General features: G+C 69.6%; 15 protein-coding genes and 1 pseudogene. 11 read left to right on the top strand and 5 right to left on the bottom strand.

The features are described from left to right. The first annotated feature begins 5 nt into the window (after window positions 1–5). From nadC to OG852_RS21130, 7 genes are all read left to right on the top strand, one after another. Window positions 6–992: a carboxylating nicotinate-nucleotide diphosphorylase gene (gene nadC, locus OG852_RS21160; RefSeq protein WP_133910511.1), complete on the top strand. Its 987-nt coding sequence runs from the start codon at window positions 6–8 to the stop codon at window positions 990–992. A gap of 15 nt (window positions 993–1,007) precedes the next feature. Beyond that, the gene (locus tag OG852_RS21155; protein WP_133910510.1) at window positions 1,008–1,805 is read left to right on the top strand and encodes a type III pantothenate kinase; all 798 of its coding nucleotides are present in this window, start codon (window positions 1,008–1,010) and stop codon (window positions 1,803–1,805) included. Between the two features lie 126 nt (window positions 1,806–1,931). Further along, entirely contained in the window at window positions 1,932–2,657 is a 726-nt protein-coding gene (locus OG852_RS21150; RefSeq protein ID WP_330351475.1) for a hypothetical protein, read from the top strand. Window positions 2,658–2,727: 70 nt separating this feature from the next. Next, window positions 2,728–2,907 carry a hypothetical protein gene (locus tag OG852_RS21145; protein ID WP_133910509.1) on the top strand — a complete coding sequence of 60 codons (180 nt, stop codon included), beginning with the start codon at window positions 2,728–2,730 and terminating at the stop codon, window positions 2,905–2,907. 146 nt (window positions 2,908–3,053) lie between these two features. Continuing rightward, window positions 3,054–3,485, top strand: a complete 432-nt coding sequence (locus tag OG852_RS21140; RefSeq protein ID WP_330348676.1) for a BlaI/MecI/CopY family transcriptional regulator — start codon at window positions 3,054–3,056, stop codon at window positions 3,483–3,485. Window positions 3,486–3,494: 9 nt separating this feature from the next. Continuing rightward, on the top strand, window positions 3,495–4,052 hold the full coding sequence (locus tag OG852_RS21135) for an amino-acid N-acetyltransferase (RefSeq protein ID WP_133910507.1): 558 nt from the start codon (window positions 3,495–3,497) through the stop codon (window positions 4,050–4,052). Between the two features lie 180 nt (window positions 4,053–4,232). Then, window positions 4,233–4,568, top strand: coding sequence for a histone-like nucleoid-structuring protein Lsr2 (locus tag OG852_RS21130; protein WP_133910506.1), 336 nt, complete (start codon window positions 4,233–4,235; stop codon window positions 4,566–4,568). Here the strand turns inward: OG852_RS21130 and OG852_RS21125 are convergent. Next, on the bottom strand, window positions 4,547–5,251 hold the full coding sequence (locus OG852_RS21125; RefSeq protein ID WP_330348675.1) for an SCO3374 family protein: 705 nt from the start codon (window positions 5,249–5,251) through the stop codon (window positions 4,547–4,549). The two genes, OG852_RS21130 and OG852_RS21125, sit on opposite strands and share 22 nt — an antisense overlap. Before the next feature lie 430 nt (window positions 5,252–5,681). Between OG852_RS21125 and OG852_RS21120 the strand changes: the two genes are divergently transcribed. Next, a complete protein-coding gene (locus OG852_RS21120; RefSeq protein ID WP_133910504.1) occupies window positions 5,682–8,207 on the top strand; it encodes an ATP-dependent Clp protease ATP-binding subunit in 2,526 nt (841 codons plus the stop codon). 75 nt (window positions 8,208–8,282) lie between these two features. Here the strand turns inward: OG852_RS21120 and OG852_RS21115 are convergent, their stop codons facing one another. After that, window positions 8,283–8,915 (bottom strand): HAD family acid phosphatase, encoded by a 633-nt coding sequence (locus OG852_RS21115; RefSeq protein ID WP_330348674.1) that lies wholly within the window; start codon window positions 8,913–8,915, stop codon window positions 8,283–8,285. Between the two features lie 531 nt (window positions 8,916–9,446). Between OG852_RS21115 and OG852_RS21110 the strand changes: the two genes are divergently transcribed. Next, window positions 9,447–10,016 carry a M23 family metallopeptidase gene (locus tag OG852_RS21110; RefSeq protein WP_330348673.1) on the top strand — a complete coding sequence of 190 codons (570 nt, stop codon included), beginning with the start codon at window positions 9,447–9,449 and terminating at the stop codon, window positions 10,014–10,016. A gap of 13 nt (window positions 10,017–10,029) precedes the next feature. Here the strand turns inward: OG852_RS21110 and OG852_RS21105 are convergent, their stop codons facing one another. Then, entirely contained in the window at window positions 10,030–10,617 is a 588-nt protein-coding gene (locus OG852_RS21105; protein ID WP_133910501.1) for a TetR/AcrR family transcriptional regulator, read from the bottom strand. A 135-nt stretch (window positions 10,618–10,752) separates the two neighbouring features. On the opposite strand from OG852_RS21105, the gene OG852_RS21100 reads away from it, so the two are divergent. Both OG852_RS21100 and OG852_RS50995 read left to right on the top strand, forming a co-directional pair. Beyond that, window positions 10,753–12,327 carry an MDR family MFS transporter gene (locus OG852_RS21100; protein ID WP_133910500.1) on the top strand — a complete coding sequence of 525 codons (1,575 nt, stop codon included), beginning with the start codon at window positions 10,753–10,755 and terminating at the stop codon, window positions 12,325–12,327. Window positions 12,328–12,489: 162 nt separating this feature from the next. Then, window positions 12,490–12,612, top strand: a pseudogene (locus OG852_RS50995) (AraC family transcriptional regulator); the annotation flags it as partial. Between the two features lie 214 nt (window positions 12,613–12,826). Here the strand turns inward: OG852_RS50995 and cseC are convergent. Both cseC and cseB read right to left on the bottom strand, forming a co-directional pair. After that, window positions 12,827–14,161, bottom strand: a complete 1,335-nt coding sequence (cseC, locus tag OG852_RS21095; RefSeq protein ID WP_208117067.1) for a two-component system sensor histidine kinase CseC — start codon at window positions 14,159–14,161, stop codon at window positions 12,827–12,829. A gap of 21 nt (window positions 14,162–14,182) precedes the next feature. Next, window positions 14,183–14,881: a two-component system response regulator CseB gene (gene cseB / locus OG852_RS21090; protein ID WP_133910498.1), complete on the bottom strand. Its 699-nt coding sequence runs from the start codon at window positions 14,879–14,881 to the stop codon at window positions 14,183–14,185. Between the last annotated feature and the right edge of the window lie 46 nt (window positions 14,882–14,927).

The following is a 14,927-nucleotide window of genomic DNA, read 5'->3' as shown; positions in this document are numbered from 1 at the left end:
CACACGTGAGCACCGACGACCTCCCCCTCGCCCCGACCGGCGGCTGCGGCGACGGCTGCGCCTGCGGCGCAGAGGGCGAACTCGGCGACGAGGAATACCTGGAGTGCGGCCTCGACCCCGCGCTCGCCCAGCTCCTGGCCGAGGCCGGGCTCGACCCGGTCGAGGTCGAGGACATCGCCAACGTGGCCATCCAGGAGGACCTGGCCCACGGCGTGGACGTGACGACCGTCGCGACCATCCCCGAGGAGGCGGTGGCCACCGCCGACTTCACCGCGCGCGAGGCGGGCGTGGTCGCCGGCCTCCGGGTCGCCGAGGCGGTCGTCTCGGTGGTCTGCACCGACGAGTTCGAGGTCGAGCGGCACGTCGAGGACGGCGACCGGGTGGAGGCGGGCCAGAAGCTGCTGTCGGTGACGACACGCACGCGTGACCTGCTGACCGCCGAGCGCAGCGCGCTGAACCTGCTGTGCCGGCTGTCCGGCATCGCGACCGCCACGCGCGCGTGGGCGGACACCCTGGAGGGCACCAAGGCCCGCGTGCGGGACACCCGCAAGACCACGCCGGGCCTGCGCTCCCTGGAGAAGTTCGCGGTCCGCGCGGGCGGTGGCGTCAACCACCGCATGTCCCTGTCGGACGCGGCCCTCGTCAAGGACAACCACGTGGTCGCGGCGGGCGGCGTCGCCCAGGCCTTCACGGCCGTACGGGAGGCCTTCCCGGACGTGCCGATCGAGGTCGAGGTGGACACCCTGCACCAGCTCCGCGAGGTCGTGGACGCGGGCGCCGACCTGATCCTGCTGGACAACTTCACCCCGGGCGAGTGCGCGGAGGCGGTGGGCATCGTCGGCGGGCGCGCCCTGCTGGAGGCCTCGGGCCGGCTCACCCTGGAGAACGCCAAGGCCTACGCCGACACCGGCGTCGACTTCCTGGCCGTGGGGGCCCTGACCCACTCCTCGCCGATCCTGGACATCGGTCTGGATCTGCGGGACGCGGAGTAGGGAGCGGGACCGGCCATGCTGCTGACGATCGACGTGGGGAACACGCACACGGTGCTCGGCCTGTTCGACGGTGAGGAGATCGTCGAGCACTGGCGGATCTCGACCGACGCCCGCCGCACGGCCGACGAGCTCGCGGTCCTGCTGCAGGGCCTGATGGGCATGCACCCGTTGCTCGGCGTGGAGCTGGGCGACGGCATCGACGGCATCGCGATCTGCGCGACCGTCCCCTCGGTGCTGCACGAACTGCGCGAGGTCACCCGCCGGTACTACGGCGACGTCCCCGCGGTCCTCGTCGAACCGGGCGTCAAGACGGGGGTGCCGATCCTCTTCGACAACCCCAAGGAGGTCGGCGCCGACCGCATCATCAACGCGGTCGCCGCGAACGAGCTCTACGGCGGCCCGGCGATCGTCGTCGACTTCGGCACGGCGACCACGTTCGACGCGGTCAGCGCGCGCGGGGAGTACGTCGGCGGGGTCATCGCCCCCGGCATCGAGATCTCGGTGGAGGCCCTCGGCGTCAAGGCCGCCCAGCTCCGCAAGATCGAGGTGGCCCGCCCGCGCAGTGTGATCGGCAAGAACACGGTCGAGGCGATGCAGTCCGGCATCGTCTACGGCTTCGCGGGCCAGGTCGACGGTGTGGTCACCCGCATGGCCCGCGAGCTGGCCGAGGACCCCGACGACGTCACGGTCATCGCGACGGGCGGCCTGGCCCCCATGGTCCTCGGCGAGTCCTCGGTGATCGACGAGCACGAGCCGTGGCTGACCCTGATCGGTCTGCGACTGGTGTACGAGCGGAACGTGTCCCGCATGTGACGCGGACGACCGAAGTGACGGCCAGGGGGGCGGATTCCCGCACGCCACACCCGCCCCCTATGTCGAATTTGTCCGATTAGCGCGTATCGTCGCCGCATGCCCACGCCATACGGATCCCGCGGCGGCATGGCGTTCGGCGCGGAGGAGCTGCGTGTGCTCCGCCGTGCCCTCGCCCTCGCCCTCCACCCCGGCCCCGCCAGCGCCGAGGACGTCCAGGACTGCCATCGCCTGGCCGAGTCCCTCGACGAGGCGCTGCGCGAGGCCACCCGGCTGCGGGCCTTCCTCGTGGCCGACCTCGGCCGCTACCGCGCCGCCCTCCCCGGCGCCGCCGCCGGCTACCTCACGCTCCTGGAGGAGGTCCTGGCCGCAGGCCACCGGCCCGGCGCCGAGGACCTCGCCGCCCTGCGCACCCTGCGGCACGATCCGGCGGCCGCCGTCCTCCTGGACCGCTGCCAGACGCTCGCCGAGCAGGACGTGCGAGCCCGTCTCGCGCGCCGTACGCCCCGCCAGGCCTCCGCGGCCACCGTGCCGGTCTCCGCGTCCACCCCGACGGTCCCGGCGTCCCGTACCCGCCTTCTCGCCCTTCCCGGGGGCCGTTCCGCCGAGGCCGACGACATCCGTGGCGTCCTCGCCGACGACCCGCGCGAGGAACCCCGCCGCGAACCCGCCGAAAGGCCTGCGGAGAAGCCCGTCGCGCCCGCCCCCGGTCCCGTCCCCGCGAAACCCCGCGAGGAGCCCGCGCGGCGACCCGTCCCGACCCCGGGCGAGGTCTTCCCGCGCCGCAAGCCGACCCCTGCGCCGCCGCCCGCCGAGCCGGACCAGCGGCAGCCGAGGAGACTGGCGGTCGGCTGAGACACGCGCGCGGGCCGCGTCGATCCGACCCCGGCCCGTTGTCCGCTTCCTCCGTGGCTACCCTGGATCCATGGACTATGTCTCCGCGCTGGTGCCCCCCGTCGTCATGGCCGTGTTCTTCATCGGTCTGATCAGGGTGATCGTGAAGACCCAGGGAGGCGCCAACAAGGCCAAGGAGGACGCGGCCGTCGACGCCGCCCTCGCGCGCGCGGAGAGCGCCCGTCAGGCCTCCGCCGGCACCGACGCCTGACCGGCCCGCCACGGCGGACAGCGCTCCCCGGCGTACGGCTCCCCTCGGGGTCGTACGCCCTTTTTGTGCCTGTTCGACGACAAAAGCGCACGTCCGGCACGCCATTGCCGAGATCTCCCACTATTGTGCTGAGAGTGCCTCGCCCATTGGGAGAACTCGAAGACGCGGTCATGACGCGGGTGTGGAAGTGGAACCGCCCGGTGACCGTTCGAGAAGTCCTGGAAGACCTTCAACAGGAACGGTCCATCGCCTACACCACGGTGATGACCGTTTTGGACAATCTCCATCAGAAGGGCTGGGTGCGCCGGGAGGCCGAAGGGCGGGCCTATCGATATGAGGCCGTCTCCACCCGCGCCGCCTACGCCGCCGCCCTCATGAACGACGCCTGGGCGCAGAGCGACAACCCCGCCGCCGCCCTCGTCGCCTTCTTCGGGATGATGAGCGACGAACAGCGACTGGCGCTGCGTGACGCCGTACGCATCGTCCAAGGTCCGGAAACATCCGGGGCGTCCGAAGCCGCATCCGCGGGCAGTGCCGGGGAGAACCCCGCCTCGGCATCCGAGGGCGGCGGACGATAGCGTCCGCACATGTCAGCAGAGAGCTCCGCCGGCGAGAACCCCGAGAACCCCGAAGTCAGCGCTAAAGCCATCACCGTCCGACGGGCCCGGACCGCCGATGTCCCCGCCGTGCGCCGACTCCTTGACGCCTACGTCCGGGGCGGCATCCTGCTGGACAAAGCGACGGTGACCCTTTACGAGGACATCCAGGAGTTCTGGGTCGCCGAACGCGACGACAACGCGGAGGTCGTCGGCTGCGGCGCGCTGCACGTGATGTGGGAAGACCTCGCTGAAGTGCGCACTCTCGCGGTGAAGCCCGGCCTCAAGGGCGCCGGTGTGGGCCACCGGTTGTTGGAGAAGTTGCTGCACACCGCGCGGTGGCTCGGCGTTCGCCGGGTTTTCTGCCTGACCTTCGAAGTGGACTTCTTCGCCAAGCACGGCTTCGTGGAGATCGGTGAGACGCCGGTCGACACCGATGTCTACGCGGAGCTGATGCGTTCCTATGACGAGGGCGTGGCAGAGTTCCTCGGACTCGAACGAGTGAAACCGAACACCTTGGGCAACAGCCGGATGCTTCTGCATCTGTGATCGTGGCCGCCCATTCCGGCGGACCACCCTTGCCCGGTGCCCTATGTCCGAAACGCGCACGTTTCCGGACGAGGGGCGGGCTGTCGGTCTCTCCCAGGGGTTTGTGTTTTTCCAGCAAAAGCGGTTTGCTTTCCGACGTACTGCAGTACTGCATATACGTTATCGATGAAAGGAAATCCGGTGGCACAGAAGGTTCAGGTCCTTCTTGTCGACGACCTCGACGGCGGCGAGGCGGACGAGACCGTGACGTTCGCGCTGGACGGCAAGACCTACGAGATCGATCTCACGACGTCCAATGCGGACAAGCTGCGCGGGCTTCTCGAGCCCTATGTGAAGGGTGGCCGTCGTACCGGAGGCCGTGCCTCGGGCGGGCGTGGAAAGGCGCGTGCCGCTTCCGGCAGCAGCCAGGACACCGCTCAGATCCGTGCGTGGGCGAAGGAGAACGGTTTCGAGGTCAACGACCGTGGCCGTGTTCCGGCGACCATTCGCGAGGCTTACGAGAAGGCCAACGGCTGAGCGGCGAGCCGCCGTAGCCGGACACGGTGACAGTGCGCTGCCAGCGTGTCCACCAACCGCACCAGATCGGGGACGTCCTTCGTGCCCCCCGACGCCGACACCGTCGGCAGCGAGGCCTCGACCTCGCACCCCGCCACGGGGGGCCGCACCCAGACCGCGGCCCCCTGCACCGGCCCACATCCCCGGCACCCCGTGACGAGGGATGCCCCGGAGCCCGCGCCCTGAGCCGCGTCCACCGCTTGCGAGGACACCGGGAACGTCTTCGGGGCCGGGGGCAGCGGTGCCTCCATGAGGCCGCCCTCTCCCATCGCCCTCAGGTCCAGGGGGAGCGAGCCCCACTCCAGCCACTGAAGGATTCCCGGCAGTTCCTCAGCGCTGCCCGCGGCCACGAGCAGCCACATCAGGCCGCCGCCCGGCCCGCCGCCGTGACCACACACCGGGGCGCAGCCCGGGTCGCCGCCGCCCCGCAGGGCCACCGGGACCCCCGGAGCCAGGCGCCCGAGTGCCGCGCGGCCCGCCTCCGCGGGCACCTCCAGGACGTCGAAGCGCTCGCCCACCAAAAGTCGTACCGGATCCCCGGGCACCGTCGCCCACCCGAGTTCGTTCTCGTACCAGCCGCGCACCCGGCCGTTCGGGCCGGCGGGCTCCAGCGGTCGACGGGGAGGGGGTACGGAGCGAACCATGACGAGTAGAACCATCCGAAGTGCCCCGGAGTTACGCAGCGTGCCGTCAAGGTTGCGCAGAGTGGCGGACGAGGGGGCGCGCAAGGGGCTCGGGAGGCGCAAGGTTGTTCGCCCGTAGCGGAGGGAAAGGGTGCCCACGGCATGGACTGTCCGTGTCGGCGGGTAAGACTTCCCTAGTGGGAGGGGGCGACACGCAGGAAAGGACGTCTCGCGTTCGCCATCGGCGTACTGATGGTGAGGGTAACTGCCTGGCCTGCGGGAACATCGTCTCGCACCATCGGGTTGGAGCAGATGTCGGCGTTCGGGGTCAGGAGGCCATCGACGGTGTCGGCAGTTGGAATGAGCGGTCCCTGCTTGCGGGACTAAGCTGCGGTAGGACAGGGAGGGGAAGTTCCCCCCACTGCCTGACCGCTCTGAGGAGCGATTAACGATGTTCGAGAGGTTCACCGACCGCGCGCGGCGGGTTGTCGTCCTGGCTCAGGAAGAAGCCCGGATGCTCAACCACAACTACATCGGCACCGAGCACATCCTCCTGGGCCTGATCCACGAGGGTGAGGGTGTCGCCGCCAAGGCCCTTGAGAGCCTCGGGATTTCGCTCGAGGCGGTCCGCCAGCAGGTGGAGGAGATCATCGGCCAGGGCCAGCAGGCCCCGTCCGGGCACATCCCCTTCACCCCCCGTGCCAAGAAGGTCCTGGAGCTGTCGCTCCGCGAGGCCCTTCAGCTGGGCCACAACTACATCGGCACGGAGCACATCCTGCTCGGCCTGATCCGCGAGGGCGAGGGCGTCGCCGCCCAGGTCCTGGTCAAGCTGGGCGCAGATCTCAACCGGGTGCGGCAGCAGGTCATCCAGCTGCTCTCCGGTTACCAGGGCAAGGAGACCGCCACCGCCGGCGGGCCTGCCGAGGGCACCCCCTCGACGTCCCTGGTCCTCGACCAGTTCGGCCGGAATCTCACCCAGGCCGCTCGTGAGTCCAAGCTCGACCCGGTCATCGGGCGCGAGAAGGAGATCGAGCGGGTCATGCAGGTGCTGTCCCGCCGTACCAAGAACAACCCGGTCCTGATCGGTGAGCCCGGCGTCGGCAAGACCGCCGTCGTCGAGGGCCTCGCCCAGGCCATCGTCAAGGGCGAGGTGCCCGAGACCCTCAAGGACAAGCACCTCTACACCCTGGACCTCGGCGCGCTGGTCGCCGGCTCCCGCTACCGCGGTGACTTCGAGGAGCGCCTGAAGAAGGTCCTCAAGGAGATCCGCACCCGCGGCGACATCATCCTGTTCATCGACGAGCTGCACACGCTGGTCGGTGCGGGTGCCGCCGAGGGCGCCATCGACGCCGCTTCGATCCTGAAGCCGATGCTGGCCCGCGGTGAGCTCCAGACCATCGGCGCCACCACGCTGGACGAGTACCGCAAGCACCTGGAGAAGGACGCGGCCCTCGAGCGCCGCTTCCAGCCCATCCAGGTCGCGGAGCCGTCCCTGCCGCACACGATCGAGATCCTCAAGGGTCTGCGCGACCGGTACGAGGCGCACCACCGCGTCTCCATCACCGACGAGGCGCTGGTCCAGGCCGCCACCCTGGCCGACCGGTACATCTCGGACCGCTTCCTGCCGGACAAGGCGATCGACCTGATCGACGAGGCCGGTTCCCGGATGCGCATCCGCCGGATGACCGCCCCGCCGGACCTGCGCGAGTTCGACGAGAAGATCGCCGGCGTCCGCCGCGACAAGGAGTCCGCGATCGACTCGCAGGACTTCGAGAAGGCCGCCTCCCTGCGCGACAAGGAGAAGCAGCTCCTGGCCGCCAAGGCCAAGCGGGAGAAGGAGTGGAAGGCCGGCGACATGGACGTCGTCGCCGAGGTCGACGGCGAGCTGATCGCCGAGGTCCTCGCCACCGCCACCGGCATCCCGGTCTTCAAGCTCACGGAGGAGGAGTCGTCCCGCCTGCTGCGCATGGAGGACGAGCTCCACAAGCGGGTTATCGGCCAGGTCGACGCCGTCAAGGCGCTGTCCAAGGCGATCCGCCGTACCCGCGCCGGTCTGAAGGACCCGAAGCGTCCGGGTGGTTCGTTCATCTTCGCCGGCCCGTCGGGTGTCGGTAAGACCGAGCTGTCCAAGGCGCTCGCCGAGTTCCTCTTCGGCGACGAGGACGCGCTGATCTCCCTCGACATGTCGGAGTTCAGCGAGAAGCACACGGTCTCGCGTCTCTTCGGCTCCCCGCCCGGATACGTGGGCTACGAGGAGGGCGGCCAGCTGACCGAGAAGGTCCGCCGCAAGCCGTTCTCCGTCGTCCTCTTCGACGAGGTCGAGAAGGCCCACCCGGACATCTTCAACTCGCTGCTGCAGATCCTGGAGGACGGTCGTCTGACCGACTCCCAGGGCCGGGTCGTGGACTTCAAGAACACGGTCATCATCATGACGACCAACCTCGGCACCCGGGACATCTCCAAGGGCTTCAACCTGGGCTTCGCGGCCTCGGGCGACACCAAGTCCAACTACGAGCGCATGAAGAACAAGGTCTCGGACGAGCTCAAGCAGCACTTCCGCCCCGAGTTCCTCAACCGCGTCGATGACGTGGTCGTCTTCCCGCAGCTGACGCAGGAGGACATCCTGCGGATCGTCGACCTGATGATCAGCAAGGTGGACGAGCGCCTGAAGGACCGGGACATGGGCATCGAGCTCTCCCAGTCCGCCAAGGAGCTGCTGTCCAAGAAGGGCTACGACCCCGTCCTGGGCGCGCGTCCGCTGCGGCGCACGATCCAGCGCGAGATCGAGGACACGCTCTCCGAGAAGATCCTCTTCGGTGAGCTGCGCCCCGGTCACATCGTGGTCGTGGACACCGAGGGCGAGGGTGAGACCAAGACCTTCACGTTCCGCGGCGAGGAGAAGTCGGCCCTGCCCGACGTCCCGCCGATCGAGCAGGCGGCCGGCGGCGCCGGACCGAACCTGAGCAAGGACGCGTAAGGCTTGACCCGAAAGGGGCCGGTGCTGGGAACAGCACCGGCCCCTTTCGCATGCCCTGAGGGCGGCTGTGAGGGCTTACGAGAGCTGTCCGTCGTAGTCCGGCAGCTTGTACGTCTTCTCGGCGTGGCCGCCCGACAGGTCGGTGGCGCTGTTGCCGATGTTCGCGATGATCGTGTAGCCCTTGTTCTCGATGTCGACGCGCTGGGCGGTCTTGTAGGCGGCGACGTCCTTGAAGAGGTCGAGAAAACCGCGGACGTAGAGCCCGGAGACCTTGTAGCCGACGTACTTGAGGTTGTAGTCGGTGAACGAGCCGATGATGTCCGGGCGGGCGGTGACGAAGAACAGCGAGACGCCGTGCTCCTGGGCGTACTTGGCGACGTCGAGGACCGGCTTGTTGGCCGGCTGGGGGTAGCTGAAGCCGAAGTCGGTCTCCAGCGTGGTGTTGTCGATGTCGAAGACGATCGCCTGCTTCTCGCCGGTCTTGGCGGCGGCGATGCGCTGCTTCAGATAGGGCAGGGCATCGTTCATCACGGCCTGGCAGTCCGCCTGCCAGGTGGCGTAGTCGACGTCCTCCGCGGCGGCGGTGGCGACGGTGGAGGTGCTGGTGGCCGTAGCGGCCTGGGCGCCGGCCGGGACGGCCAGTGCGGTGACGGCGGCCGTGGCCACGGCCGCCATGGCTGTCCGGCGCTTCCAGGTGCCTGTGGTCATGTGGGGTCCTCTCGCGTCCTGCCTGCCTCTGTCGTGGGCATGCTGATAGGTGGGGATGGCCTGAGGGGGAACCTGCGGGTTACCGGGGGGAACCTGCGGGTTACTGGACGGTAAGGGTGGGTGAGACCCCGCTCACAGACCCGTGCAGAGATCGTGACCCGGGTCACAAGTCGTATGCGGGGCAGGGGAGTAGCCCCCGTCACATCCCGAAGTCCCTTGCGGCGGGCGGCCGGTGACAAGCCGCACAGGTCCCGGGTGGGGTACTAGCGCGCATAGTGGCAGAGCGAAATCGGGCAAAAAGGACATAGCTTACGGAACCCCCGGGGTTTCGGGGCCCCCGGCATGGATCGCCGTCAAATGGGGCGTCCCGGGGCATCTGTCAAGAAGCGGCAGTTTCCGGGGTTAAGTACTAGCTTCTGTCGTACGTCACACGTTTGGGGGTCTATCGCCCTCGGGGTTACCAAGGGATGGCCCACCCGGCAGGCGTTCTGCGCCGGGCGGTCTCTCTGTCCCCGAACCCACGAGGTCTTCATGTTCCAGCGCGTCACGTCCCGTTCTTCCCGTACGTCCCTGCTCCGCACCCGCATGGCCGTCGGGGCCGCCGCCCTGGGTGCCACGGTCGTGCTGGGAACCGGAGTGGCGTCCGCCGCCGCACCCGCCGCCAAGACGGCCGTCTCGGCCAACACCTGGGTCAAGCCGGTGGCGCACTACACCAAGTCCGCCTCCTTCCACCAGGCCGGCGCCATGTGGCAGTCCACCCACAGTGGCCAGGACTTCGCGGTCCCGAGCGGCACCAAGGTCGTCGCCGCGCACGGCGGCACCGTGGTCAAGGCCGGCGGCAACGGCGCCGGTGACGGCCCGGCCTACGGCAACGCCATCGTCATCAAGCACGGCAACGGGACGTACTCGCAGTACGCGCACCTGTCCCACATCGACGTGAAGGTCGGTCAGATGGTCAAGACCGGTCAGCGCATCGCCCTGTCCGGCAACACCGGCAACTCCAGCGGCCCGCACCTGCACTTCGAGATCCGGACGACCGCGAACTACGGCTCCGCGATCAACCCCGTGACCTTCCTGCAGTCCAAGGGCCTGACGGTCTGAGGGCGGTGAGTGCTCAGGCGCCCTGATGCGCCTGGGTCACGAGATCGACGGCGACCTCGAGGACGGCTGCGCGCTTGTCCTCCGGGTCGCCTTCGAGGTCCTGCAGGAAGAACATCCCGGCGTGCAGCGTGAAGATGGCGCTCACACAGCGGACCTGGTCGGTGAGCGGGGCGTCCGGGTCGATGATGATGTCCCGCAGCGCGCGCATCCGGTCCTTGAACGAGTCGCCGATCTGCAGCTCCCGTACCGTCGCCTGGTTCTCCTGCATGAAGCGGAAGAGCGGGGTCGCCTCGGCCAGGGCGCTGCTGTAGCGCCGTACGAGTTCCTGCTTGGTCTCCAGCGTGTGCGGCTGGTTCGCGCCCCACTCGATCAGGTCCTCGATCGGTTTCGTCAGATCCGTGAAGATGCTGACGATGATCTCTTCCTTCGTCTTGAAGTGGTAGTACAGGGCCGCCTTCGTGACCTCCAGACGCTCCGCGATCTCGCGGAGGGAGGTCTTCTCGTAGCCCTGCTCGGCGAAGAGTTCGAGCGCGACGTCCTGGATGCGCTGGCGGGTGTTTCCGCGGCGCTGCTGCTTCGTGCCGTCCATGGTGCCGTCCATCCTCGTACTCCTCGTGTTCCCACGGAAACTTACTTGACGACCGGCTAGTGACAGGTCTACTTTCCTGAGTGTAGTGAACTAGCCGGGCGGCAAGTAAGTGGGCGGCCCGAAGCAGTGCCCAGGGGAGTGGAATCAATGGCGGACACCCAGACGGTCGAGACCGAACCGGAGAAACAACCGAAGAGCGTGCGGGTCGTCCTGCTCGCACTGATGATCACGATGATGCTCGCGATGCTCGACAACATGATCGTCGGCACCGCGATGCCGACGATCGTCGGCGACCTCGGGGGCCTGGAGCACCTGTCCTGGGTCGTGACCGCCTACACTCTCGCGACCGCCGCGGCCACCCCGATCTGGGGCAAGCTCGGTGACATGTACGGGCGCAAGGGCGCCTTCATGGCCTCGATCGTGATCTTCCTGATCGGCTCCGCGCTCAGCGGCATGGCCCAGAACATGGGCCAGCTCATCGGCTTCCGCGCCGTGCAGGGCCTCGGCGCCGGCGGTCTGATGGTCGGCGTCATGGCGATCATCGGCGACCTGATCCCGCCCCGCGAGCGCGGCAAGTACCAGGGCATGATGGCCGGCGTCATGGCCCTCGCGATGATCGGCGGCCCGCTCGTCGGCGGCACCATCACCGACAACTGGGGCTGGCGCTGGTCCTTCTACATCAACCTGCCCCTCGGAGTGATCGCCCTCGCCGCGATCAGCGCCGTCCTGCACCTGCCGAAGAAGCGGGCCAAGGCCGGCATCGACTACCTCGGTGTCGTGCTGCTGACCGTCGGCATCACCTCGATCGTCCTCGTCACCACCTGGGGCGGCACCGAGTACGCCTGGACCTCCGCGCGGATCATGGAACTCATCGGGATCGGCGTCGCCTCCCTCATCGGGTTCGTGTTCTGGCAGACCAGGGCCGCCGAGCCGATCGTCCCGCTGCACATCTTCCGCAGCCGCAACTTCACCCTGATGTCCGTCATCGGCTTCATCACCGGCTTCGTGATGTTCGGCGCCACCCTGTTCCTGCCGCTCTACCAGCAGTCGGTGCAGGGCGCCTCCGCCACCAACTCCGGGCTGCTGCTCCTGCCGATGCTCGGCGCGATGCTGGTGACCTCGATGGTCGCGGGCCGCATCACCACCAACACCGGCAAGTACAAGGTCTTCCCGGTCGTCGGCAGCGTCCTGATGGTCGTCGGCCTGTACCTGCTGTCCACGATGGACACCGGCACCTCCCGCTTCGTCTCCGGCGTCTTCATGGCCGTCGTCGGTCTCGGCATGGGCTGCCTGATGCAGATCACCATGCTGGTCGCGCAGAACAGCGTGGAGATGAAGGACATGGGCGTCGCCTCCTCCTCCACCACCCTGTTCCGCACGCTCGGCTCCTCCTTCGGCGTCGCGATCATGGGCGCGCTGTTCAACCACCGCGTGCAGGACGTCATGGCCGAGCGGGCCGGCTCCCTCGGCTCGAAGATCACCGAGCAGTCCGCGCAGCTCGACGCCGCCAGCCTGGCCAAGCTGCCGGCCGCGGCCCGCGAGGCCTACCAGCACGCGGTGTCCGCCGGTACGCACTCGGCGTTCCTGCTCGGTGCGGTGGTCGCGGTGACCGCGCTGATCGCCGCCGTGTTCGTCAAGGAAGTCCCGCTCAAGGGCGCGGGGCCGCAGAAGCCGGGCGAGGAGCCGACGGCGGTGACGCCGCCGGTCGTCGAGGCGGTCTGATCCAGCTGTGAGACGAAGGCCCCCGGGTGTCCGCCCCGGGGGCCTTCGTCGTCCAGGCGTCCCCGGCCGGACGGGCCGCTGTACTGAACCGTATGGACAAGACCCGGCACCTACGGCTCGCCAAGGACGCCATGGACCGCGACTGGGCCGATTCCGCCCTGCCTGACCCCCAGCGAGTACCGGACCCGGCACGTCGGCCGCGGGGCCGCCCTCATCCCCGGCTGTTACGCCATGCTGTGGGCCGGCGGCTTCCCCACGGCGAGGAACGCGCCCAAGCCCGCCACGGAACCGGTGCCGACGCCCGCCCGGGAGCCGCTGCCGAAGAGCGCAACAGGCGCCGGCGCCTTCCGCCTGCCGAGGGGGCCGACCGCCGCCAAGGGGCGCCGGCCCGCCTCCCAAGGGCTGCCGCCGCCGCCCGCCAAGGGCTGCCGCCGCCCCCGCCGAGGGCTGTCGGCGAGGGGCGGTGCCCCGTTCGGTGGCGGTCGGCACTGCCCTGCCCCTACGGCATCATCGGGTAGCTTCCCGTGTTCGTCGGTGCGTGTTCCGGGAGCCAGAGGACGGCCACCGCCCCCTCGGCCTGTATGTGTTCCGGTGCTCCGGCGGGGCGGACGTTGCGGAAGGTGAGGCGGGCACCGAGGACCCGGGCCTGGCCGGCCGCGATGGTCAGCCCCAGGCCGTGGCCGTGGCCGGCCCGGTCGGCGCTGCCGGTGCGGAACCGGCGGGGCCCCTCGGCCAGCAGCTCCTCGGGGAAGCCGCCGCCGTGGTCGCGGACCCGGATCACCCGGCCCTCGACGGTGACCTGGATGGGCGACTTGCCGTGCTTGGCGGCGTTGGCGAGAAGGTTGAACAGGACCCGCTCCAGGCGGCGGGGGTCGGTCGTGACCATCGACTCATGGACGACCCGCACCTCGACCTCCGGGTCCTTGGCCGCCACCCGCCGCGTCACGAACTCGCCCAGCAGGATGTCCTGGAGCTCCGCCCGCTCCGAGGCACTGTCCAGACGGGCCACCTCCAGCACGTCCTCCACGAGCGTGCGCATGGCCTTCGCCCGGTCCAGGACCAGCTCGGTGGGCCGGCCGGGCGGGAGGAGCTCGGCCGCCGTCAGCAGACCGGTGACCGGGGTGCGCAGCTCGTGCGCGATGTCGGCGGTGACCCGCCGCTCGGCCTCCAGCCGCTGCTGCAGGGCGTCCGCCATGGCGTCCACCGCGCTGGCGAGGTCGTCGGTCTCGTCCCGTACGACTCCGCCCATCGCGTCCCGGACCCGTACGTCGGACTCGCCCTTGGCGACCTGGTTGGCCGCGGCCGCCGCCTTGCGCAGCCGGCGCGAGAGCTGCCCGCCGATGAGGACACCGAGCGCGCTGCCGCCGAGCACCACCGCGATCGAGCCGATCACCAGGGCCTGGTCGAGATCGTTGAGGATGTCGGTGCTGCGGTCGGTGAAACCGGTGTGCAGCGACATCACCCGCCCGTCCTTCAACGGTACGGCCGCCCAGATGTCCGGCGGACCCCCCGCACGGTCGGACACAAACGTCACCCGGCGGCCCTGGGCGGCCATCTCCCGGACCTCCGACGGCAGCCGGGAGTCGTCGATCTTGACCTGGGGGAAGTTCGGCCGCCCGGTCATCTCGAAGTTGCGCTGGGCAATCTGGATCCGCTCGTCCGCGAGGTCGCGGGCGTTGTCCAGCATCGACACCCGGGCCGCGTTGTGCACGACGAGGCTGAGCGCGATCGCGACGAGCGCGCCGACCAGGGCGATCGCCGCGCTCAGCTTCCACCGCAGGCCCGTACGGATGCCCGCGCCCTCCGAGCGGGCCGGAACCAGGTGCCGGATCATCCCCCTCAACCCCCCGCCCGCTCAGGCCTTCAACTTGTAGCCGAAGCCGCGGACCGTCTCGATGCGGTCCTGGCCGATCTTCGTCCGCAGCCGCTGCACATGGACGTCCACGACCCGGGTGTCACCGCCCCAGCCGTAGTCCCAGACGCGCTCCAGGAGCTTGTCCCGCGACAGGACCGTCCCCGGGGCGGAGGAGAACTCCAGCAGCAGCCGCATCTCGGTCGGGGTCAGGGCCACCGGCCGGCCGGCCCGGCGGACCTCCATGCCCTCGGTGTCGACCTCCAGGTCGCCGAAGGTCAGCACCCCGCCCGCCGGCGTGGTGTCCTCGGCCCGGTCGCCGCCGCCCGCGTGACCGAAGCGGCGCAGCACCGCGCGGATCCGGGCGACCAGGACCGCGCCGTCGAACGGCTTGGTCACATAGTCGTCGGCGCCGGCCTCCAGGCCGAGGACGACGTCGATGGAGTCGGCGCGCGCCGACAGCATGATCACGGGCACGGTGGACTCGTCCCGGATGCGCCGGCACAGGCTCACCCCGTCCAGGCCGGGCACCATCACGTCCAGCAGGGCGATGTCGGGGCGGTCGGCGCGGAACGCGTCCAGCCCGGACAGGCCGTCGGGCATCGCGGTGACCACGAAGCCGTCCCGCTCCAGGGCGAGCTGGGTGGCCTCGCGGATGACGTCGTCGTCCTCGACGAACAGGACGTGGGTCTGGTCTGCCATCCCGGTGCTCTCAGTCCTCGTGTTCGGTGGCGTGTTCGGTGGTGCG

The organism is Streptomyces sp. NBC_00582 (assembly GCF_036345155.1).
Taxonomy (GTDB): Bacteria; Actinomycetota; Actinomycetes; order Streptomycetales; family Streptomycetaceae; genus Streptomyces.
This window is presented reverse-complemented; position numbering and strand designations above follow the sequence as displayed.

Excerpts from the sequence above, each read along its gene's own strand:
- OG852_RS21155 (WP_133910510.1), top strand. The coding sequence starts at position 1,008 with ATGCTGCTGACGATCGACGTGGGGAACACGCACACGGTGCTCGGCCTG.
- OG852_RS21150 (WP_330351475.1), top strand. The coding sequence starts at position 1,932 with ATGGCGTTCGGCGCGGAGGAGCTGCGTGTGCTCCGCCGTGCCCTCGCC.
- OG852_RS21145 (WP_133910509.1), top strand. The coding sequence starts at position 2,728 with ATGGACTATGTCTCCGCGCTGGTGCCCCCCGTCGTCATGGCCGTGTTC.
- OG852_RS21135 (WP_133910507.1), top strand. The coding sequence starts at position 3,495 with ATGTCAGCAGAGAGCTCCGCCGGCGAGAACCCCGAGAACCCCGAAGTC.
- OG852_RS21125 (WP_330348675.1), bottom strand. The coding sequence starts at position 5,251 with ATGGTTCGCTCCGTACCCCCTCCCCGTCGACCGCTGGAGCCCGCCGGC.
- OG852_RS21120 (WP_133910504.1), top strand. The coding sequence starts at position 5,682 with ATGTTCGAGAGGTTCACCGACCGCGCGCGGCGGGTTGTCGTCCTGGCT.
- OG852_RS21115 (WP_330348674.1), bottom strand. The coding sequence starts at position 8,915 with ATGACCACAGGCACCTGGAAGCGCCGGACAGCCATGGCGGCCGTGGCC.
- OG852_RS21110 (WP_330348673.1), top strand. The coding sequence starts at position 9,447 with ATGTTCCAGCGCGTCACGTCCCGTTCTTCCCGTACGTCCCTGCTCCGC.
- OG852_RS21105 (WP_133910501.1), bottom strand. The coding sequence starts at position 10,617 with ATGGACGGCACCATGGACGGCACGAAGCAGCAGCGCCGCGGAAACACC.
- OG852_RS21100 (WP_133910500.1), top strand. The coding sequence starts at position 10,753 with ATGGCGGACACCCAGACGGTCGAGACCGAACCGGAGAAACAACCGAAG.
- cseC (WP_208117067.1), bottom strand. The coding sequence starts at position 14,161 with ATGATCCGGCACCTGGTTCCGGCCCGCTCGGAGGGCGCGGGCATCCGT.
- cseB (WP_133910498.1), bottom strand. The coding sequence starts at position 14,881 with ATGGCAGACCAGACCCACGTCCTGTTCGTCGAGGACGACGACGTCATC.